Here is a 21,049-nt window from a genome sequence, read left to right as displayed (position 1 = left end):
CAACAAGTAGGTGAAATACTTGCACAGGAATTTCAAAAATGATAATTTCATCCTACGTAACAAAATATATATATCTATGAAAAAGTTATTATTCGGAGCACTTATGCTTGGCTGCATGTCGGCCTGCAACAGCGACAATCTTTCCAACCAGAATGAGGAAGCCCAGAACAACCTGACCGCTTCAGATCCCGGAACCGCATTAAGAAGAGGCTGCGCTTCTGAAGAAATCAGAAAAAATGCCCTTCAGAACAGTGCCGAACTGAGACAGAAATATTCGGAGCTTGAATCCAGGACCGAAAAATTTGAGAATGACCTGAAACTCGGAAAAGTACTATCCGACGGTTCGGTAGAAATTCCCGTAGTAGTAAATGTCTTATACAGGACCTCTTCAGAAAACCTTTCCGATTCCCGTATTGCCGAGCAGATCGCTGTCCTGAACGCCGATTATGCAGGAAGCAACAGCGACGTCAATAAAATCCCTACTGAATTCCAGGGAGTAAAAGCAGGCGATGTAAAAGTAAGGTTCAGACTGGCCAATACCGTAAGAAAGTCCACTACAAAAACCAGCTGGAGCACCAACGATGCAATGAAAAAATCGTCCAGCGGAGGAATCGATGCCTCCAGCCCTTCCAATTACCTGAACATCTGGGTAGTAGGAAATATGGGCCAGATCCTGGGATATGCCACTTTCCCGGAATCTGCCGGATTATGGAATGACGGAGTAGTGATCGCAGCCCCTTACTTTGGAAAAACGGGTGCTTCTTCACCATTTAATCTAGGAAGAACCGCTACCCACGAAGTTGGTCACTACCTGAACCTGAGACACATCTGGGGAGATGCCAATTGCGGAAACGACCTGGTAGCCGATACGCCTACCCAAACCGGAGCCAATTCGGGAAAACCTAGCTATCCGCTTTACAATACCTGCAGCGGCACCCAGAGATCCGTTATGTTCATGAATTACATGGATTACGTGGATGATGCGGCCATGTTCATGTTCTCTGCGGGACAAAGATCAAGAATGCAATCGGTGGTTGCTTCTTCAGGAGCCAGATCCGGATTGAGACTTTACTAAGCTTTTCAAGTTAATTTTTATAAAAAACCCGGCTGTTCCAATGAGGAACAGCCGGGTTTGTATTTGCTATAAGGTTTTCTGATTGTCATCAGGTGTATAATCCATGAAAATACCGCCGTCCAGCTGCACCGATTTCACTTTCTTTTTAACCGGTACGGTGAGCACCATCTGCTTCTGGTCTTTTTCCCAGACCGCAGGAGAGAAATGAAGCTTTTCTACCGCTCCGTCTTCATACCTGATTTCCGCATCAAAAGGAATGGCAAAGCCGCCGGCATTTTCAATATTTACCGTCAGAAGATCATTCATCTGGGCCGCATTGGTTACCTTCAGGTCGATATAGTTGTTGGTATAAAACCAGTTGTTGAAGAACCAGTTGAGATTTTTCCCGGAACCGGTAGTCATCGAATTGAAATAATCCCACGGAATGGGATGCTTCCCGTTCCAGTTGTTCATATAATGATGCAGGGCTTTTTTAAACAGGTCGTCGCCCAGGTAATCTTTTAGCGCAAGATAAGACAGGGAGGCTTTCACATACGAATTGTTTCCGTAACCTGCACCGCTTACCTGGGTACTCATGGTAATAACCGGTTGGTCCTGCTCAGCAGAAGGATCATTGATCCATCTTTTTACTCTGAAATTTTTATAAAATTCCTTGGCTTTTGCTTCGCCGTTCTCATCAATTCCGATCAGATATTCCAAAGTTGTTGCCCATCCTTCATCCATAAAAGCATAACGCGTTTCGTTGATTCCCATATAAAAAGGGAAATAGGTATGCGCAATTTCGTGGTCTGCCGTCAGTCTGGCATCCTGGAAATCATCCGGAATACTGGTATCATTGATCATCATCGGGTATTCCATATCGGCATACCCCTGAATTGCCGTCATTGCATTGTACGGATATTCCACGCCCGGCCAGTTTTTTGAAAACCAGTCAAGGTTATAGCGCATCCATTCCACATAATGCTCAAAATCTTTAGCCCCGTTTTTATATCCTGCCTGAACGCTCGCCCTTTTCGTTTTCAGCTGCACACTGGCCCCATCCCAGACGTAATGGTTGCTTAAGGCAAAACAGAAATCGGTAATGTGGCTGGCTTTGAATTTCCATACATTCCATTTGTTCGGTCTGGTAACTTTTCCGGATTTCATTTCGTGCTCGTCGGCAATCCGGATGACTTTATCGCTTTTCAGAGAAGATTTGTAACGTTTCAGGTATTCCGGCTGAAGCACGGCCTCGGGATTCAGGAAATCGCCGGTTGCCCAGACTACATAATTCTTCGGAGCGGTAATCGCAAAGCTGTAATCATTGAAATCATTATAAAATTCCTGCCGGTCGGAGTGCGGAAGCATATCCCAGCCGTTGTAATCGTCGTACACCGAAATTCTCGGGAACGAATAAGCGACATAAAATGTTTCAGGATCAATCTGCCCTTCCCGGCCGCTCTGTACAGACAGAGGATATTCCCATTCTATCTTCACCTCCGCTTTGGCTTTGGATTTTAAAGCCGTATTCAGTTTTACTTTTTCTACCGTTCCCCAATCGTCGCTGTTCACCATGTATTTTTCACCGTTCACAACAAAGGATTTGATATGCAATCCTGAAGAGAGGAAATCTTTGGAAACCACTCCTGATCTCGGAGCCTGGGGCTTATGGAGATTATTAACGAACCGTATGGCCAGGTCGTTAAGGGCATTCGGACTGTTATTGGTATAAACAATTGTTTCTTTTCCCGAAACGATTTTCGAATTGGCATCTACTTTTACCTCTACATTATACATCCCCTTATTCTGCCAATAGTTTTTTCCCGGAACGCCCGACCGGTCACGGGTCCCGTTTTCGTAGGCTTTTTTAATATTTCTCGGCATATACAGTTCCTGCGCGGAAAGCTGCCATGAAGCCAAAAGCACAACGCCCAAAATAATTCTCTTCATTAAAATTCTGTAGGTATTTAATTCAACATAAAAATACAAAAAACAGCAATACGGGACTCACGGTCCCTGCAAATTTTTATCCCACGAAAAAAGACCGTCTTTATAATACTCCATTTTGGAATTTCACGCCGGTACATTGTGGATAACTTTGTGGATAACTCGGGGAATAAGTGTGTGGATAACTTTCAATCGATTTATTCGGATGAAAACATCCATAATTAAATATCTAAAAATCAAATAATTAAAAAAATTAAATTTAAAATAAGTTTTCCACAAACAGGTCTACAACATTTGTTTGTTATGGATAAGTATCATCTGCCATTCCACAGGATCAAGCTACGAATTTTTACAGTACTCAATTTTCGGGAATAAAAAAAAGCGCATTTTGACAGGCGCTTTGTATTTGATATTGAAATCTGGATTTTTATTTAAGCCGGGTTATTTCGTAAACTGCAGTTCCGCCAATACCGGAAAATGGTCCGAAGGATACAACAGATTCTCTCTCCGGTCGTTGATATGGCGGTGGGATCTGATCCTAAAGCCTTTTACAAAAATGTAATCGATCCTTTCTTCCGGAACCTCATTCACATTAAATCCGGTGAAAGTCCCCTTCGGCCCGTAATGCTTCGTCTCCGAATGATAGAAAGAATCCTGTAGGTTTTTCGACATGATTTTAATCGGTTCCGAATCTTCCGTCAGGTTGAAATCACCGCTCACCGTTACCGGTAAGTTTTTGGGATTGATTTCTTTGATTTTCTTTAAAATCAGTTCTGAAGATTTTACCCTGGCCACATTTCCGACATGGTCGAAATGAAGATTCAGGGCCATAAATTCCTTCTTTGATTTTTTATCTTTAAAAACCGCGTAGGTACAGATCCTGTTCAAAGCGGCATCCCATCCTTTTGAAGGTTTTTCCGGTGTTTCGGAAAGCCAGAAGGTCCCGGAATTGATCACCTGTAGCCTGTTGGTATCATAAAAAATAGCAGAGAATTCACCTTTTTCTTTTCCGTCATCCCTTCCTACTCCTATATAGTCGTAATTCTTCAGGCCGGTTTTAATATCCTTCATCTGTTCCGGCAATGCTTCCTGAACCCCAAAGTAATCCGGATGATAATACGTCAGCAGATCCGCTACATCCCCTTTCCGGTTGGTCCATGAATTTTCTTTGTCCGAATCCACATTCAGCCTGATGTTGAAGCTCATTACCTTAAGATCCTGCGCAAAACCGAATGCGAAAGCCAATAGAAATACAATTGAAAATTTTAACTTCATTATTTTTACTTTGAATCAGGCAAAAATAAAAATTCTGTCTCAAAGCGGGACTATAAACCCTGAACTTTCCTGTTATATTTCGTTCATAGAAAAGAAAGGCCGTTCGGAACTTACAGATCCTGAAAGCCGTGAGGTTTTAAACTAAAAAAGCTGCCTTTTCAGACAGCCTTATCATTTTATATCATGCCAGCCATGGGCACAACCGTATTGGTAATCCAAACTTATTCTTTTGTAAACTTGAATTCTTTTCCACCCTGGTTGAACGTGATGGATTTCTTATCCTGGCTGAAAGTCATTGTGATCTGCGCCATTTCAAAAGTAAAGGTATTGCTTCCGGTGTACTCCAAAGGAAATGCCTGCTGACCGGTAGCCTGGGCGTACAATTTATTGTCTTTCTCCGTAAATGTGATTTTCAATGGAAGATCCTTGCTGCCATACACGCCGGTGAAATCTCTGAGGCTGATCTTTTCCATCGGTTTGGCCTGAGCGGAAGTCCACAGATTATTCTGGCTGTTTACATCAGGAATCTGAGCATTCGGATCCAGTTTTACCTGCTCGATTTCTTTATTGGAATCCAGCTTGAAGGTCCATTCCTTATTTCTTTTCCAGACCTCGATCGGAAGCTTTACCATTTTTTCGGTTCCATCCTTGAATTTCACCTGTACGGTAGTCGGCATCGGCAACTGACCGATATTTTCAATAGTAACCTGAGCTCCGTTTTTGAAATCACCGTTTACGTATTTTACGTCTTTTACGCCCTGGTCGATCTTCCATTTGTTGATGAACCATCCTCTCCAGAACCAGTTCAGCTCTTCACCGGATACATTCTCCATGGTATGGAAGAAATCCCACGGCGTCGGATGCTTGAATGCCCACCGGTCTATATACGTTCTGAACGCCTTATCGAATTTTTCAGGTCCTAAAACAGACTCTCTTAATATGCCCAGGCCAAGCCCCGGCTTGTAATAAGCCAGGATACCGATGCTGTTTTCCTTCATATTGTCCGGCCCTACCATGATCGGCTCGAAATTATCATTCATCAGGAAAGCCCCCATCTGCGCTACATTTTTCTTTTCAAAGTACTCTCCTTTATTGAAAGCTTCCGTGGAAAGTTCGTTGATGAATGTATTGAACCCTTCATCCATCCACGCAAAAAGCCTTTCGTTGGAACCGACGATCATCGGGAACCAGTTGTGTCCGAATTCGTGGTCGGTAACGCCCCAAAGCTCGCCGCCCTTGGAGTTCATGTGGCAGAAAACAATTCCCGGATATTCCATTCCGCCTTCGTTTCCGGCTACATTGGTCGCTGCAGGATAAGTATACGGATACCATTTTGCCGAGTAATGCTCAATAGCCGCTTTCGTGTATTCGGTAGATCTTCCCCAGGCAGCCTGCCCGGCACTTTCAACAGGATATGCAGAAATAGCCATTGACTTTTTACCTTCCGGAAGATTGATTTTTGCAGCATCAAGAACAAATGCCGGTGAAGAGGCCCACGCAAAATCCCGGGCCTGGGTAATCTTAAATTTCCAGGTTTTTGTACCGCCGTTCTGCTGGCCTTTTCCGATCTCGGATTCCGGGCGGATCATCACGGTTTTATCACTGTTTTTAGCCTGTTCCCAACGGTTGTTTTCTTCTTTGGAATACACCTCTTTCGGATTCATCAGCTCACCGGATGCTACAACATAATGATTGGCCGGAACCGTAATATTCGCAGTAATATCGCCATATTCCAGATAGAATTCAGACGCTCCCAGATAAGGCATGGTATTCCAGCCCAGCACATCATCATAGATGCACATTCTCGGATACCACTGGGCCATGGTATATATTTTCCCGTTCTTCGTATCTTCAATGCCCATCCGGTCGGAACCGTATTTCGGGGAAAGAAAAGTATATTCTATTTTAATTTTAGCCACTCCGCCCTGTGCTTTCAGGCCGGCAGGAAGGTCGATCTGCATCCGGGTATCGGTAATGGTGTATTTTACCTCTTTACCATCCAGCTTTACGGATTTTATTTTATAGCCGCCGTCAAATTCCTCACCATGCGCTCCGTTACGGCTTCCCGACATCGGCACCACAGCGTTTCCTCTTGAGTCTTTTGCAAATAAATTCTGATCCAGCTGCAGCCAAAGGAAACCTAATTTATCCGTACTGTTATTGGTATAGGTAATTTCAGCGGTTCCGGTAATCTCATCTTTGGCTTCATTAAGGCTTACATTCAAATTGTAGCTGGCCGAATTCTGCCAGTAGGCATATCCGGGCTGGCCGCTGGCCGATCTTGTCGGTGTACCGGTCTGGGTGTAGAAAAACGGCTTGAATGCTTCTACATAATCGTATTTCGGGGCTTCCTGGGCCAATACCGGCTGTGAAAAACACAGGACGGCAAGCGCAGAACAAAGGACTGGAATTTTAAAGTTCATAATTTATTTTTAATTTTAGCAAAGTAAACAAAAATAAGACTTCCCTGTACAGAAAAGTCTTCCGTAAACTTTAAATTATCAAATTATTTAAGCCTTTCTTCACCTGAAGAAAATATCCGGGGAAAACTTCCGCCGAAACAGCCTGTCCACTTTCCAGTTTTACGATACCTACCGTTTTATAATAGGCGGACAGTATGATCTTTTTCTTTTTCAGTTCCTGCTCCAGTTTCCTGAGATCAGCATTTGTCCTGAGAACGGCCAAATAGGTTTTCATCATGCTATGCCTGTATTAATCCGTTTCCGATGTCCTGTATTTCAACCTTTCGATCGGCCTTGCCTTCGATTCCGCCCATTCCCAGATTTCCCCCGCCGCTTTTTCCGGAAACTTTTCCATGTACAATGCCAGCATTCCCGCCACATGCGGCGTTGCCATACTGGTCCCGCTCATGGCATAATAGTTTCCGCTTTTGTTCTTGGAATTTTTAGGATACAAACTGATGACGTCTACTCCCGGCGCGCAGAGATTCACATTGCCGCCGGTAACGGGATTCAGTCCGGCATTCGAAAACCGGGCGATTTTCATCTGGCTGTCAATAGCTCCCACTGCCATAATTGATACCGAGTTGGCCGGCGTGGAAACCGGCTTCGGAAGCGAAGGCCTGCTGCTGTCGTTTCCTGCTGCGGCCACAATGATGCAGTTGTTTTCCAGTGCCCTGGCTCCCACCGTTTCAAAGAGCGGCGAAGGGATCTCATTCAGTTTTACAGCGGAGGCGAGAGAGAGGGAAAGGATCCTGAATTTTTTGGTAATGGCCTAGTCGATCGCATCGATAACACAGCTGGTTGTCCCTTTTCCCGAATCGGAAAGCACTTTGGCAATTTTCAGGCGGGCTTCTTTGTTTAGCTTCTATTTGCGTGAATTCGGCCGTATCTAACTTAAAGTGAGTTCGAATAAGAATAAATAAATTTATGCTAAAAAAAGCAGAAAAATTAGTATATTAATATATTGAAATTCAGATATTTAACTAAATTTTCCGCTATTTATAATGAGAAAATTACAATTATTTATTTCATTGTCGACGAGTTTTTTAAAGAATTTAACAGCGCTCTGAAAGATTATGCCCTGAAAGATCCTAAAATGAAGACCCGGAACCGAAAATCAGCCCTGTCTCAAAGCGAAGTGATGACTATTATGATCCTGTTTCATTACGGTGCTTTCAAAAACCTCAAACACTTTTATCAAGGTTACGTGCAAAGACACATGAAGAAGGAATTCCCCGTAACGGTTTCCTACAACCGGTTTGTAGAACTTCAGAAGAAAGTAAATGTCCCGATGGCTGTTTTTGTAAAAATGATGTGCCTGGGAAAATGTACAGACATCTCTTTTATCGATTCCACGCCGATCAGAGCCTGTCACATCAAAAGAGAAAAGCAGCATAAAACCTTTAAAAATATCGCTCAGAAGGGGCAATGTTCTTTGGGTTGGTTTTATGGTTTTAAGCTCCATTTGATTATCAATGACAGGGGCGAGATGCTGGATTTCATTCTGACAACAGGCAATGTAGACGACAGGGAACCCCTGAAGAGTATGGAGCTGCACAAACGGATTTTTGGAAAGCTTTTCGGTGATAAGGGGTATATCGGAGAAGATTTATTCGAACAGCTTTTTATAGATGGGGTTCATTTGATCACTAAAATAAAAAAGAATATGAAAAATTGTTTAATGCTTCTTCATGACAAAATTATGCTTAGAAAAAGGGCGTTAATAGAATCTGTAAACGATGAGCTTAAGAATATTTGTCAGATCGAGCATACCCGCCACAGAAGTTTTGACAATTTTGTTCTCAATATTCTCTCCGCTTTAGCAGCTTATTCCTTCTTTGATAAAAAACCTTCTATCAACAGTTCTTCTACCGAATAATGATGTCTATTTGTCTTCAATTGAATTGAACTGGAAGCTGATTTTCTATTCCTACAAAACTATCTTCGACCCATATGTCAAACTGTTGCGAAACATTGGATTCGAAGACATAATTAAGGCTAAACTTAGGACTAGACAAAAGATACGAATCGTTAGGTTTCAGGATATAGGCTTTCCCGGTAGCCATTTGCAGCTTGACCACGCAGTCAAACCGAAAGTACCGTATGTATTATTGGTTGTGCTCTAACATTATATTGAAGTAAAATGGATAAGCTGTTTAAAAGCAATATTTATAGGTTATAATATTGAATTGCCTTTTTCTTTAAAGGATTTGTACTCCACTCTTTCCATTCATTTGTATAGGGATTATATCCGCATTTCAATGGCTTAGAAATATCTAATCCCTGATCACTTCTCAGAGCAGCTTCGGTAAAAGCTCTACAGTCTGTACATATATATCTAAATTCACAATCTTTGCAGATTTCAATATCATCCTTGGTTATATTCCAATATTTCTTAAAATCTTTTTTACTTAAAGCTTCCTCAAGTGTTGTATTTTCTATGTTTCCAAAACTTTGGCACATTGAAGGACAATTCCTGATATTTCCATTTAGAGCCTGTTTAAATTTACCTTTTATATTTTAACATTAAGAATTTAAGGCATTTTAGCTTAAAAAATCAATATGTCGGTTGCCCGGCAATATTCAATTAAGTCAATTGAAATCATCGTATTAAAGTGAAGAATAAACAAAGTTTATTTAATTCAGAAAATTAAGAGAAATGACGGAAAGTTTGATGAATTAAAATTTTAAACAGGCTCTTATTATCCCCCAATAGTATATATCTCTCTACCGACATAAGTCCAATTACCTGAAGAATCATCGCTATAATAATCTACATCTGTAGCTCCTTGTGCACCAGATGCAGCAGATCTTGTACTTGTACCTGGTAATTTACCACCTTGAATTAAATTAAGATTTTTTAGTTTTTTGTTTTCTAGTGAAGAAAAATTATTCTTCAAACCTTTTAACTTTTTCATGAATAAATTTTGTTTTAATAATTATTTTATTTTTACAATTAAGTTTTATCCTCAATTGCAAGACAAATGTATAAAAATATTTCACTAAAAAAAGATTTAAAAAAAACATCTTCTTAATCCCTTTATTGGTGGGAGTTATAGATATATCACCAAAAAGTAAATTAAAAATTTGATAATAAATTTTTATTATGATATTTAAAAAATAATTCCCACCATTATTTTAAAAAAAACATAAAACACTCTCATATAAAAACATAGCAATCAACACAAATAAACACTACAATTATTATTTTAACACATAAAAGGTGATTATAATTATTAATTACAAAACACATTAATAAGTAGAAAGTTATAATATTTTTTTTATATACTCAATATGAAAAAATAAGATGCAGAACTGGATAATATGAAAGCTTTATTTGATGATTAAATTGCTCATTGAAAATAAAGATCTTATTATTCAATTCGGTGAGCGAAGATTATTGTATAGAAGTATATTTGCATTGTATCTCAGTTATTTTAAAATCTGTCTTCACGACTCAACTTGAATTATTCCGGTAATATTTTCGCATTTACTTTGCTAATTTTCGCTTTGGCGTGAACCCACTCAGTGAACTCCCTGAATCGGAACCGTAGAATCCCCCAAATAAAAAAGTAGATTCCCCATAGAGAACCTACTTTTAATTGTATTTGATAAAGGTTTACCTTCTATTTACGTGAATTCGGCCGTATCTAACTTATATTCTTGGCAGAACAAAAACTGTTAACTTTTCTGATAGAATTTCATCCTATCCTGTGCTAAACCGTCCCTTCGGGACTTTAAAATCACGAAAAATGAAAATGATATTCAGTTAATCAAAAATAGCCTTTAGCCTATTGAGTCAGGATTAAACTGGAAATAGGTGACAGAGCGACAAAATATTCAGTTTGATAATCAAAACCTTTTTCCCTGTTTTCGACAAGAGAAACTCCCGGCACCACGCTTCCCTCTTCCTGCCTGTTTCTTCGAGTTCACGTTAAAATTAAATCAATTCGATTTTTTTGCTTTAATCATTGTTTCCAGCGCATCCCACATTTCCTGGGGAATATCTTCCAGCATGTTGAATTCACCGGCACCCTGCAGCCATTCGCCGCCGTCGATGGTTACCACTTCCCCGTTCATGTAGGCTGAATAGTCGGACACCAGATAAGCAGCCAGGTTGGCTAGTTCCTGATGTTCGCCTACCCTTCTCAGCGGTACTTTTTTCCGCATATCGAATTTTTCCTGTAGGTCTCCCGGCAAAAGCCTGTCCCACGCACCTTTTGTCGGAAAAGGTCCCGGCGCAATGGCATTGAAACGGATGCCGTACTTGGCCCACTCCACCGCAAGGGATCTGGTCATGGCCAAAACTCCGGCTTTTGCACAGGCCGACGGGACTACATAGGCAGACCCCGTCCAGGAATAGGTAGTTACGATATTCAGAACCGTCCCCGGCGTTTTGGAATCGATCCAGTGTTTTCCGATGGAAAGGGTACAGTTTTTTGTTCCTTTCAGAACGATATCCAGAACCGCATCAAAGGCGGAATGGGTAAGCCTCTCCGTTGGGGAAATGAAATTTCCGGCCGCATTGTTCAACAGGATATCGATCTTCCCGAATTCTTTCAGGGTGGCTTCCTTCATGGCTTCCACCTCATCCCAGTTCCTTACGTCACAGGCGACACAAAGCACTTTACCGCCGGTTGCTTCTTCCAGTTCTCTGGCTGTTCCCTGTAATTTTTCCAGATTTCTGGATGTGATGACTACGCTTGCGCCCAGCTCAAGGAAATATTTAGTCATGGCTTTCCCAAGGCCGCTCCCGCCTCCCGTTACGATGGCTACTTTATCTTTTAAAGCTCCTTCGCGAAGCATCGGTTGTGTATAAAGATTCATAGAATTGTTATTTTATATAGATGAACTTACTTCTGTTACTTTGCGTTCTTCCGTAAATTTACTATAAATATTCGTTTCTTCTGCTTAAAAAACTATGCAGAATATACAAATGGTACCCAACAGCATTTCAAACAAATCGATAACGATTTAAAAATATCAATATTAAAATCACATTTATTTTATATAATAAATAAATTATTAATATAAAAAATTTAATTTTGTAAAAAATACAAACCCACATGCCAAGTCTTGCTCCCAAAACCAATGTCCTGGGATTTTCGAATGCCTACCATCTCCTCAGACGCACCACCTACAACATTACCAAGGCAAAAATACTGGATTTTGCCACCAAGACTCCGCAGCAGGCCCTGACGGAACTGTTTACCTTCAACAATCCGGTTCCGCTTTCTCCGCTTAACAATATCGGGGAGACTATTGTTCCCACAGCAGCGAATCCAACCATTACCGACAGCCAGAGTACCGTCAACAGCGTGAAGTACGATCTTTACTGGTGGCTGCACAGTGCCCTGAAAGATCCTTCGGCACAGCACAAAATCGTTTATTTCCTCCACATCCTTTTTGTAACCGATGACGGTGCTTCGTTCTGGACCAATTTCGATTACCGGGAGCTCCTGAGATTCCATGCCGGCGGAAGCCTGAAAGACCTCGCGATACGGGTCACCCAAAATGCGAGAATGCTGATGTTTTTAAACAATAACCTGAACCAGAATACCAGTCCCAATCAGAATTACGCCCGCGAACTCCTTGAACTTTTCACCATCTTAAAAGGCCCTCAGATCGCTGCGGGAAATTACACCAATTACACGGAAACCGATGTCCAGCAGGCAGCGCGGGTATTTACCGGCTTTTCCCTGACTTCATCCATCCACCTCGATAAAACGGCAAGGCTTACTTCCCTTGATCCGGTGACCAATATTCCTATCGGTGAAGTGAAAGTCAATAAACATGATACCGGCACCAAAACATTTTCTTCCGCTTTCAGTAGCCAGTCGATTACCGGAGGAACTACGGAAGCCACCATCAAAACAGAGCTTCAGAACTTTGTCACAATGATTTTCAATCAGGATGAAACGGCAAAGGCCTACTGCAGGAGAATGTACCGCTATTTTGTGGGAAGGCAGATTACCTCCGATATAGAAAATGACATCGTTACCCCTCTGGCCGCTTCGCTGAAGGCCGATAACTACAACATCCTTCCCGCACTGATGACCCTTCTCAAAAGCAGGCATTTTTATGATGAAGAAGACAGCATTACCGGAGACCAGACCATTGGCAATATCGTAAGAAATCCTGTAGAACTTTATCTCCATTTATTTTCCCTGCTTAACCTGCCACTACCTTCTTATACCACCAATCCGTCGGCCATCCACAGCCTGATGGGGGTTGTAGCCAATTATTCTTCCAATATGGGAATGCCGGTATTCAGCCCGCAGTCGGTGAACGGATATGCCGCCTATTCCAGCAGCCCGAATTATGATAAAAACTGGATCACGACGTCCTCGCTCAGAATCCGGTACAACAACACCATTGATTTCTTTATCAACGGACTTACCTATAACGGATTTACTTTTAAGCTGAACAATGCCGCATTCGTAAAAGACAGCGGTTATTTTTCAAACCCGGGAAATGCGGACACCTTAGTAACGGAATTTCTCCAGATGATGTTTGTAGAAGTTCCGGACGGCACCCGTTATGATGAATTCAAAACCATTTTCCTTAATAATTTAAGCCCGGTTAACTGGCTGAATGAATGGAACACCTATGTCAGTTCCGGAAATGCGACCAGTGTAAAAATCCCGATCGACCGGCTGGTAAAAGCCATCATTAAATCTCCTGAATTCCAAATACTCTAAGATCATGAACAGAAAAGACTTTTTAAAATTAGTTTCTATGGCAGGGGTGGGCGCTCCTTTCTACCTCAATGGAATGCCGTCCCGGTTTATGAATCAGTTTTTGGATTTTCAGCTCAGCTGCGATGCGGTGAATGACCGTGCCTTGGTGATCCTCAGGCTGGCCGGTGCCAACGACGGGCTTAATACGGTAATCCCCGTAAGCCAATACAGCACTTATGCTGCGCTGCGCCCGAACATCAGGATCAACAGTTCGGGAACCGGAAGCTATATCCCGCTGGACAGTACCGTCGCCTCCGGAAAGCTTGTCGGCCTGAATCCTGCAATGACCGGATTTAAGAACCTGTATGATTCCGGGAAGCTGCTGCTGATGAACGGTGTGGGTTATCCGAATCCGAACTACTCGCATTTCCGTTCGGAAAATTTAATGTTTTCAGGAAAAGACGGCTCTACAAGCGCAGATTTACTGGACGGTATTTTCGGACGCTACCTGGGAGCTTTGCATCCGGGATTGGCCGGAAACCCGACTACCCTTAACCCGGATCCTCTGGCCATACAAATGGGAAACCTCAATCCGTGCCTGTTTTACGAGCATACGACGGAAAAAAATATCGAGTATAACATGACGGGATTCCAATCCAGTGTTTTCAGCAATTTAAACCTGATGAATTCCGAGTATAATGATCTTTTAAGCTATATCAAAGGGGTCGCTTCAAGTATGGATGCTTATTACAACCGCGTCATGCAGGTTTTTAATGCGGGAAACAACTCTGCCACTACCTATCCCAATTCTTCGCTGGGCAAGCAGCTGAAGACTGTAGCCCGGATGATCAAAGGAGGCAGCAAGACGAAGATCTTCCAGGTTAACCTGAGCGGATTCGATACGCACGTGAACCAGGTACAGGCCGGAAGCACCCATCTGGGAGCCCATGCCAATCTTCTGGGGGATATTGCCAATTCGGTAGCCGCATTCCAGGCAGATATCCAGCAACTGGGCATTGCCAATAAGATCATGACCGTTACCTTCAGCGAATTCGGACGGCAGGTCCGTGAAAACGGAAGCACAGGAACCGACCATGGTGACCTAGCACCGTTCTTTGTGATCGGAAATGCAGCGGCGGCGGGAATCTTAGGGGATCATCCGGTATTTACGAACCAGACCAGCTTTTATTACAACCAGAACCAGCGGCGATACGATTACCGCCAGATTTTTGCGTCCCTGCTGCAGGACTGGCTGGGTGCAGGTACGAGCCTGATGGTGACTTCCGAGCTGGATTATTACGTAACCGGAAACCAGAAAGTAGACGTGATCTCCAATGCGCAAAAGGCCGGAACGGTCTGTGCATCCACTTTAGGCACTTCCAATATAGTTTCGGAAAAGGGAATTAAAGTCTATCCGGTACCTGCAAGCCAGTATATTTATGCAGATGTGGAAAACAGGAAAAATACGGAAATAAAATACCAGCTGCTGGATATGAGCGGAAGAATGATCCTTCAGCATACGGAAAAACCGGTTTCCGGCCGTATTGAAATCAACGTTTCATCCGTACCGCAGGGAACTTATATTCTGAAACTGACGATAGATGCGGAGGAAATCAGTAAAAAAGTGGTGGTTTCGCATTACTGATTCAAATTAAATCCTATAATTAACGTAAACTCGAAGTAGAATTCAGACAAAAGGCTGGAAGAGAGATGCCGGATGCGGGAAGTTTCTTTTGCCAAAAATACGTCAGAGGTCTTAATGATCAGACGAAACATTTATCATTCAATTAAAGAGAATTACATCTAAAATCCCGAATAAAATCGCTTTAATTTTGCTTTTGAATTAAACATTTGAATATAAGTTGAATTCACGTTATCATTAAAATAAAAACAGCCTGACCGAAATGGTCAGGCTGTTTTTATAACAAGATTAAAATTAATTAAGAAGCTACTACCGTTCCTTTAAAAGAAAGGGTTTTAGGGGTTTTGCTGTCACTTGTGGTAACGTTTACCGTTTTCATGAACGGTCCTGCATTGGCCGCATTATAGCTTGCTTCCACAAATCCTACTTTTCCGGGAAGGATCGGTGTTTTTGTATAGTTGGCCGTTGTACATCCGCATGAAGGAGCAACGTTTTCAATGATGATCGGCTTATTTGAAGTGTTGGTAAATTCAAATTTGATCAGTTTCGGTTTTCCCTGCGGGATATTTCCTACTTCAATAGATTCTGATTTCCATTTGATGGCATCTGCCAATACTTTTACAACAGGCGTGCCTTCTGCAGGGAATACGTTAGCATAGAAAGGAGCACATGCCAAAACCGCAAGAAGCGCCGTAACTTTTAAATTTTTCATGATATACAATTTTTAATGATTAACCGATATTTTTATTTAACAGAACAAATGTAAGCGGAAATAATGAATAGAACCTGTTAATCGTTCTCAAACATTTGTTAATAAGTTGTTAACGATAAAAAATTAATAAATATTTTTGGATAATATTGTCCGGTAAATGGAAATCAAGAAACTCAATATTATCATCACCCTCGGCTTTGTGGCCATTATCGGCATTCTGATTGCCCAGCTGCTATGGACACGCCAGGCCTATAATCTTGAGGACGAAAAATTCAACCAGAAGGTAAATGTCGCTTTACTGGAAGTCGTGGAAAAACTGTCCGGCGGAAAAACCTCCTTTACCGAAAGCCCGGTACAGAATATGTCCAACGATTATTATGTGGTGAATATCAATAATGAATTTCATCCCGACGTTCTGGAACATTACCTGAAAACGGAATTTACAAGATTCCAGATCAATACCGATTATGTATACGCCGTTTATAATTGCCACAGCGATAAAATGCTTTACGGAAAATACATTTCAAAAGACCAGGATGAGTCCAATAACAAAGTGATTAAATTTCCGAAGCATAAAAACCTGGTGTATTATTTTTCCATCCGTTTTCCGGATAAAACGGCTTACCTCATCAGTTCATTGAGATTCTGGTACGTGCTTACTTTCGCCCTGATCATTATCCTTCTGGTATACGTATACTCCATTTACACCATCATTCAGCAAAAAAAATTCTCGGAACTGCAGCGGGACTTCATCAACAATATGACCCATGAGTTCAAGACTCCCCTTTCTTCCATCCTTCTCGCTTCTGAGGCACTGACCAAGCAGGATGCAGTAAAGGAAAATCCTAAGCTAAAGACCTACACCTCCATTATTACGGACCAAGGCAACAAGCTCAATCATCATATCGAAAAAATACTGAATATTGCCAAAAACGATGCTTCGGGATTATCGCTGAAACCGCAGCGGATTGTTCTGCTGCCATTCATCCGGGAGATTGCAGAAACGGTCAGGTATAAAAACGAACATATTTCCCTGGAACTCCACATCGGCGAAAACCTTTCGGTGATTGCCGACGAATTCCATTTTGCCAATATCATTTACAATATCCTGGACAATTCCATCAAGTATTGCGAAAAAGAGCCGGTAATCATTATTTCTTCCCATACCGGACAAAAAGGCTTATCTTTAACGTTTAAAGACAACGGAATGGGAATCCCTGTTAAAGACATGCCTCATATTTTTGATAAATTTTACCGGGTACATACTCCAAAAAGTGAGGAAGTTACCGGTTTCGGACTGGGTTTGTTTTATGTGAAAAAAGTCGTCGGGCAGCATGGCTGGAAAATTACGGTGGCAAACAATACCGGCAAAGGTATTACCACCACCCTGTTTATTCCCTTTTAGAGTCCTGAAATATCATGGAAAAATTTAAAATTCTATATGCCGAAGATGATCAGACGATCGCTTTCCTGATTCAGGACAGCCTGGAAAGCCATTACGATATTTCCTGCTTCTCCGATGGGAAATCTGCCCTGGAAGCTTTCCGACAACAGGACTTCGACATCTGCCTGCTGGACATCATGATGCCTGAGATGAACGGCTTTGAACTGGCGGAACAGATCCGCAGCAGGAATTCTGAAATCCCCATCATTTTCATTTCCGCAAAAGCTTTAAAGGAAGACCGGATCAGGGGCCTGAAAATCGGTGCGGACGATTACCTGGTGAAGCCTTTCAGCATTGAAGAACTGATCCTGAAGATTGAAGTGTTCCTTCGGCGGTCTAAAAAAACAAATACTTCCCCACAAAAATACAAGGTCGGAAAATTTGATTTCGATCCTAAAAATTATACACTGCAGGATTCACATGGCACCATAACCCTTACCCAAAGGGAATCCGAGCTGCTTTTTTATTTTATCCGGAACAAAAATACGGTCCTGAAAAGACAGGATATCCTGAAAGCCATCTGGGGTGATGATGATTATTTCATGGGCCGTAGCCTGGATGTCTTCATTTCAAGACTGCGCAAAGTGCTTGCCCGCGAAGAAAACATCGTGATTGAAAACCTCCACGGGATCGGCTTCCGCTTTTCTGAGAAACAGTTGCTTTAACGAATGTAAACCTGAAGAAAAACCGGATTAACGGGCTGGAAAGGAAACCGGATGCCTGGAAGTTTCTCTGGTCGACATTAATTCCAAAGGGATTAATTGTCAAATCAAATCGATGGTAACTATATCGATGGAAAATCTATTTAAATATACTTTGTCAGCAAACCGAATTCCAATCTTTCATTTCGTTAATCATCTAAAAATAAATCAAATACAACCGAATTCATGTTAATTTAATTTGAATTCGAGGTACAGACTTTAAATAAAGGCTGGAAGAGGGAAGCCGGATGCCGGAAGTTTCTCTTGTCAGAAATAGGATCAAAGATCCTGATTATCAAACTGAATAGGTTACGCTTTATAAGAAAAATTCTTATTTTAAAGTCCTGAAAGGACGGCTTAGTATAGGATAGGATAAAATCCTGTCAGAAGCATAAACCGTCTATTTATTCCGGCAAGATGAGTGATATTTAAAATCCCAGCTGAATCAGTCTCATTTTTATTTTTGAATTAAATAAAATTAAGACTCATCAAAAATCCTGTTGCCAGCCGAATGAATAAGCGATTCGTCCTTCTCATAGGATTCAAAGCTATTTGAGCAACGATATAAACAAGAACGCGCTTTCAAATGGAATAAAAAAAGATTCAGTTTAATTATATTTTGGCAACAGAAAATATCATTTGACAGCCAGTCCTATCGGCTCAGATACGGACCGGCAAAACTTCCGGCATCCCTCTTCCAGCCAATTCTTCTTAAATTTTAAATAACAAAACAATAAACCATTATCTTTTAATTTTTATAAATTTACCCTTCACAAAATTGTTGTTTTATGAAAAGGTCAGGGACTGCTGTTTTTATCCTTCTTTTATTTTCCGGTTTTTATCTGAAAGCCCAGGATTTTGAAAAACTTTACCGGTATGTTAACCCGCTTATCGGAACAGAAAAAATGGGCCACACCTATCCCGGAGCCACCGCACCGTTCGGAGCCGTACAGCTGAGTCCCGAAACCGATACCATTGCCTATGAACTGAATGGCAAATACAATGGCGAAGTGTATAAATACTGCGCCGGATACCGGTATGAAGATCCAACCATTGTGGGTTTCAGTTCTACGCATTTCAGCGGGACCGGCCATTCCGACCTCGGGGATTTCCTGATCATGCCGACTGTAGGAAAGCTGCAGCTGAATCCAGGCACGGTTTCCCATCCTGAAACCGGCTACCGGAGCCGGTTTTCACATCAGAACGAAACCGCAGAGGCCGGGTATTATAAAGTGAGATTAGACGATCACGATATTCTCGCAGAACTTACCGCCACAACAAGGGTCGGCGTACACCGGTATACATTTCCGAAATCCGACCAGGCCCATCTTATTCTGGACCTGATGGCCGGAATTTACAATTACGACGGCAAAAATGTATGGACTTATGTGCGCGTGGAAAACGGAACAACCGTTACCGGCTACCGGCAGACCAATGGCTGGGCCAGGACAAGAACCGTTTATTTCGCCATGAAATTCTCAAAGCCTTTTGAATCATACGGCCAGAAGAATTACGATGGAAAGCAGGTGTACAACGGATTCTGGAGAAAATTCGACCAGACCCGGAATTTCCCGGAAATCGCTGGAAAAAACCTGAAAATGTATTTTGATTTCAATACGGATGAAAACGAAGCCATCGAAGTAAAGCTTGCCATCTCACCGGTGAGCCAGGCCAATGCCCTGGAAAATCTTGAAGCGGAAACCGGAAACCTTTCGTTTGACCAGGTAAAAGCGCAAACCCAGGACCGCTGGAACCGGGAACTGAATAAAATCGTCATTAAAGGTTCAGAGGCGGAAAAAACAAATTTTTATACGGCTATGTACCATACGTTCATTAATCCTACCGTTTATACTGATGTGAACGGAGCGTATAAAGGTTTGGACCAAAACATCCATCAGGCGGAAGGTTTTACCAACTATACCACGTTTTCCATCTGGGATACTTACCGGGCGCTTCACCCTTTTTTTAACATCATTCAGCCCAAACGGAATGGCGATATGGTGAAATCGATGATGATGCACTACAGCCAGTTCTCCATGAAAATGCTGCCGATCTGGTCGCATTACGCCAATGATAACTGGTGCATGAGCGGTTATCACAGCGTCAGTGTAGTGGCCGATGCGATTATTAAAGGAAATTATAAAGGCGACGCCAAAGAAGCTTTGAAAGCCTGCGTGGAAACCGCCAATAAGAGAAACTACGAAGGCATCGGGCAATATATTGACCTCGGCTATATCCCTGCCGAGAAAAACGGAACTTCCGTTTCCAACACACTGGAATATGCCTATGACGACTGGGCCATTGCCCAACTGGCCAGACATCTGGGAGAAACAGAGATTTACAATACATTTATCAAACGCTCCGAAAACTGGAAAAACAATTTCGACAATACCACCGGATTTATGCGTCCCCGGCTGGCAGACGGGAGCTTTAAAAAAGACTTTAATGCCCTGAGTACACACGGGCAAGGGTTTATTGAAGGGAATTCCTGGAATTACAGTTTCTTTGTCCCTCAGAATCCCGATGAGCTGATCCGCATGATGGGCGGAAAGAAAAAGTTCGCTTCCAAACTGGATGAACTGTTTACCATGCACCTGCCGGACGAATTTTTTGCTGATACGGAGGATATTACCCGCGAGGGAATCATCGGTGGCTACGTCCACGGAAACGAGCCGGCCCACCACGTGGCCTACCTTTACAATTGGGCGGGACAACCCTGGAAAACCCAGGCGCAGGTAAGACGTATCCTGGAAATGCAGTATAAACCGACCCCGGACGGGCTGGGCGGGAACGATGATACCGGACAGATGAGTGCCTGGTACATCCTGAGCTCCTTAGGTTTTTATCCGGTGGCTCCGGGCTCTGATGAATACGCCATTGGCAGCCCGTCAGTAGACGGAGCCGTATTGCATCTGGAAAACGGAAAAACTTTTGACATTGAAGCTTTTAACCAAAGCCAGAAGAATATATATGTGCAAAAAATCCTGTTAAACGGAAAGGAGATTAAAAACTTTACCCTGAAGCATCCGGAGATTATGAATGGCGGAAAGCTGAGTTTTTATATGGGATCCAAAGCGAAAAAGTAACCGCTGCTTTATTTTTCACAGAGAGACCGATTGGAGGTCTGCGCTT

17 protein-coding genes are annotated in these 21,049 nt (G+C 42.3%); 7 read left to right on the top strand and 10 right to left on the bottom strand.

All coding sequences use genetic code 11. The annotated features are described in order from the left end of the window. The first annotated feature begins 76 nt into the window (after positions 1-76). Positions 77-1,075: a zinc metalloprotease gene (locus CHA01nite_RS04550; protein ID WP_146940029.1), complete on the top strand. Its 999-nt coding sequence runs from the start codon at positions 77-79 to the stop codon at positions 1,073-1,075. A 66-nt stretch (positions 1,076-1,141) separates the two neighbouring features. On the opposite strand, the gene CHA01nite_RS04545 is transcribed toward CHA01nite_RS04550, so the two are convergent. The 5 genes from CHA01nite_RS04545 to CHA01nite_RS04525 form a co-directional block, all read right to left on the bottom strand. Next, on the bottom strand, positions 1,142-3,004 hold the full coding sequence (locus tag CHA01nite_RS04545; RefSeq protein WP_146940028.1) for a M1 family metallopeptidase: 1,863 nt from the start codon (positions 3,002-3,004) through the stop codon (positions 1,142-1,144). A 438-nt stretch (positions 3,005-3,442) separates the two neighbouring features. Beyond that, positions 3,443-4,276, bottom strand: a complete 834-nt coding sequence (locus tag CHA01nite_RS04540; RefSeq protein WP_146940027.1) for an endonuclease/exonuclease/phosphatase family protein — start codon at positions 4,274-4,276, stop codon at positions 3,443-3,445. Positions 4,277-4,497: 221 nt separating this feature from the next. Continuing rightward, positions 4,498-6,699 carry a M1 family metallopeptidase gene (locus CHA01nite_RS04535; protein WP_146940026.1) on the bottom strand — a complete coding sequence of 734 codons (2,202 nt, stop codon included), beginning with the start codon at positions 6,697-6,699 and terminating at the stop codon, positions 4,498-4,500. Between the two features lie 70 nt (positions 6,700-6,769). After that, the gene (locus tag CHA01nite_RS04530; protein ID WP_146940025.1) at positions 6,770-6,976 is read right to left on the bottom strand and encodes a hypothetical protein; all 207 of its coding nucleotides are present in this window, start codon (positions 6,974-6,976) and stop codon (positions 6,770-6,772) included. 12 nt (positions 6,977-6,988) lie between these two features. After that, complete coding sequence (locus CHA01nite_RS04525; protein ID WP_146940024.1) at positions 6,989-7,507, bottom strand: S8 family peptidase; 519 nt, start codon at positions 7,505-7,507, stop codon at positions 6,989-6,991. Between the two features lie 228 nt (positions 7,508-7,735). Here CHA01nite_RS04525 and CHA01nite_RS04520 point away from each other — a divergent pair, with 228 nt between their 5' ends. Continuing rightward, a complete protein-coding gene (locus tag CHA01nite_RS04520; protein WP_146940085.1) occupies positions 7,736-8,617 on the top strand; it encodes an IS982 family transposase in 882 nt (293 codons plus the stop codon). Between the two features lie 16 nt (positions 8,618-8,633). On the opposite strand, the gene CHA01nite_RS21060 is transcribed toward CHA01nite_RS04520, so the two are convergent. From CHA01nite_RS21060 to CHA01nite_RS04500, 4 genes are all read right to left on the bottom strand, one after another. Then, entirely contained in the window at positions 8,634-8,843 is a 210-nt protein-coding gene (locus CHA01nite_RS21060; RefSeq protein ID WP_373869018.1) for a TraQ conjugal transfer family protein, read from the bottom strand. Between the two features lie 64 nt (positions 8,844-8,907). Beyond that, positions 8,908-9,219, bottom strand: coding sequence for a hypothetical protein (locus tag CHA01nite_RS04510; RefSeq protein WP_228458340.1), 312 nt, complete (start codon positions 9,217-9,219; stop codon positions 8,908-8,910). A 221-nt stretch (positions 9,220-9,440) separates the two neighbouring features. Then, positions 9,441-9,656 carry a grasp-with-spasm system A modified peptide gene (locus tag CHA01nite_RS04505; protein WP_146940021.1) on the bottom strand — a complete coding sequence of 72 codons (216 nt, stop codon included), beginning with the start codon at positions 9,654-9,656 and terminating at the stop codon, positions 9,441-9,443. A gap of 1,027 nt (positions 9,657-10,683) precedes the next feature. Further along, positions 10,684-11,565, bottom strand: coding sequence for an SDR family oxidoreductase (locus tag CHA01nite_RS04500; protein WP_146940020.1), 882 nt, complete (start codon positions 11,563-11,565; stop codon positions 10,684-10,686). Positions 11,566-11,804: 239 nt separating this feature from the next. Between CHA01nite_RS04500 and CHA01nite_RS04495 the strand changes: the two genes are divergently transcribed. Next, complete coding sequence (locus CHA01nite_RS04495) at positions 11,805-13,439, top strand: DUF1800 family protein (protein ID WP_146940019.1); 1,635 nt, start codon at positions 11,805-11,807, stop codon at positions 13,437-13,439. Positions 13,440-13,443: 4 nt separating this feature from the next. After that, on the top strand, positions 13,444-15,063 hold the full coding sequence (locus CHA01nite_RS04490) for a DUF1501 domain-containing protein (protein WP_146940018.1): 1,620 nt from the start codon (positions 13,444-13,446) through the stop codon (positions 15,061-15,063). Positions 15,064-15,358: 295 nt separating this feature from the next. On the opposite strand, the gene CHA01nite_RS04485 is transcribed toward CHA01nite_RS04490, so the two are convergent. Continuing rightward, positions 15,359-15,772: a DUF1573 domain-containing protein gene (locus CHA01nite_RS04485; RefSeq protein ID WP_146940017.1), complete on the bottom strand. Its 414-nt coding sequence runs from the start codon at positions 15,770-15,772 to the stop codon at positions 15,359-15,361. 157 nt (positions 15,773-15,929) lie between these two features. On the opposite strand from CHA01nite_RS04485, the gene CHA01nite_RS04480 reads away from it, so the two are divergent. From CHA01nite_RS04480 to CHA01nite_RS04470, 3 genes are all read left to right on the top strand, one after another. Then, positions 15,930-17,177 carry a sensor histidine kinase gene (locus tag CHA01nite_RS04480; protein WP_146940016.1) on the top strand — a complete coding sequence of 416 codons (1,248 nt, stop codon included), beginning with the start codon at positions 15,930-15,932 and terminating at the stop codon, positions 17,175-17,177. 14 nt (positions 17,178-17,191) lie between these two features. Continuing rightward, entirely contained in the window at positions 17,192-17,881 is a 690-nt protein-coding gene (locus CHA01nite_RS04475; protein WP_146940015.1) for a response regulator transcription factor, read from the top strand. An 824-nt stretch (positions 17,882-18,705) separates the two neighbouring features. Then, entirely contained in the window at positions 18,706-21,003 is a 2,298-nt protein-coding gene (locus CHA01nite_RS04470; protein WP_146940014.1) for a GH92 family glycosyl hydrolase, read from the top strand. Positions 21,004-21,049 lie beyond the last annotated feature (46 nt).

It is taken from the genome of Chryseobacterium hagamense, assembly GCF_007991455.1.
Taxonomy (GTDB): Bacteria; Bacteroidota; Bacteroidia; order Flavobacteriales; family Weeksellaceae; genus Chryseobacterium; species Chryseobacterium hagamense.
Note: the sequence above shows the minus strand (reverse complement) of the source record. Positions and strands in the feature narration are given on the sequence as shown.

What these genes read in the sequence shown, in the direction of transcription:
- CHA01nite_RS04540 (WP_146940027.1), bottom strand. Translation starts at nt 4,276, where the DNA reads ATGAAGTTAAAATTTTCAATTGTATTTCTATTGGCTTTCGCATTCGGT.
- CHA01nite_RS04480 (WP_146940016.1), top strand. Translation starts at nt 15,930, where the DNA reads ATGGAAATCAAGAAACTCAATATTATCATCACCCTCGGCTTTGTGGCC.
- CHA01nite_RS04475 (WP_146940015.1), top strand. Translation starts at nt 17,192, where the DNA reads ATGGAAAAATTTAAAATTCTATATGCCGAAGATGATCAGACGATCGCT.
- CHA01nite_RS04535 (WP_146940026.1), bottom strand. Translation starts at nt 6,699, where the DNA reads ATGAACTTTAAAATTCCAGTCCTTTGTTCTGCGCTTGCCGTCCTGTGT.
- CHA01nite_RS04505 (WP_146940021.1), bottom strand. Translation starts at nt 9,656, where the DNA reads ATGAAAAAGTTAAAAGGTTTGAAGAATAATTTTTCTTCACTAGAAAAC.
- CHA01nite_RS04490 (WP_146940018.1), top strand. Translation starts at nt 13,444, where the DNA reads ATGAACAGAAAAGACTTTTTAAAATTAGTTTCTATGGCAGGGGTGGGC.
- CHA01nite_RS04470 (WP_146940014.1), top strand. Translation starts at nt 18,706, where the DNA reads ATGAAAAGGTCAGGGACTGCTGTTTTTATCCTTCTTTTATTTTCCGGT.
- CHA01nite_RS04550 (WP_146940029.1), top strand. Translation starts at nt 77, where the DNA reads ATGAAAAAGTTATTATTCGGAGCACTTATGCTTGGCTGCATGTCGGCC.
- CHA01nite_RS04495 (WP_146940019.1), top strand. Translation starts at nt 11,805, where the DNA reads ATGCCAAGTCTTGCTCCCAAAACCAATGTCCTGGGATTTTCGAATGCC.
- CHA01nite_RS04530 (WP_146940025.1), bottom strand. Translation starts at nt 6,976, where the DNA reads ATGATGAAAACCTATTTGGCCGTTCTCAGGACAAATGCTGATCTCAGG.
- CHA01nite_RS04485 (WP_146940017.1), bottom strand. Translation starts at nt 15,772, where the DNA reads ATGAAAAATTTAAAAGTTACGGCGCTTCTTGCGGTTTTGGCATGTGCT.
- CHA01nite_RS04500 (WP_146940020.1), bottom strand. Translation starts at nt 11,565, where the DNA reads ATGAATCTTTATACACAACCGATGCTTCGCGAAGGAGCTTTAAAAGAT.
- CHA01nite_RS04545 (WP_146940028.1), bottom strand. Translation starts at nt 3,004, where the DNA reads ATGAAGAGAATTATTTTGGGCGTTGTGCTTTTGGCTTCATGGCAGCTT.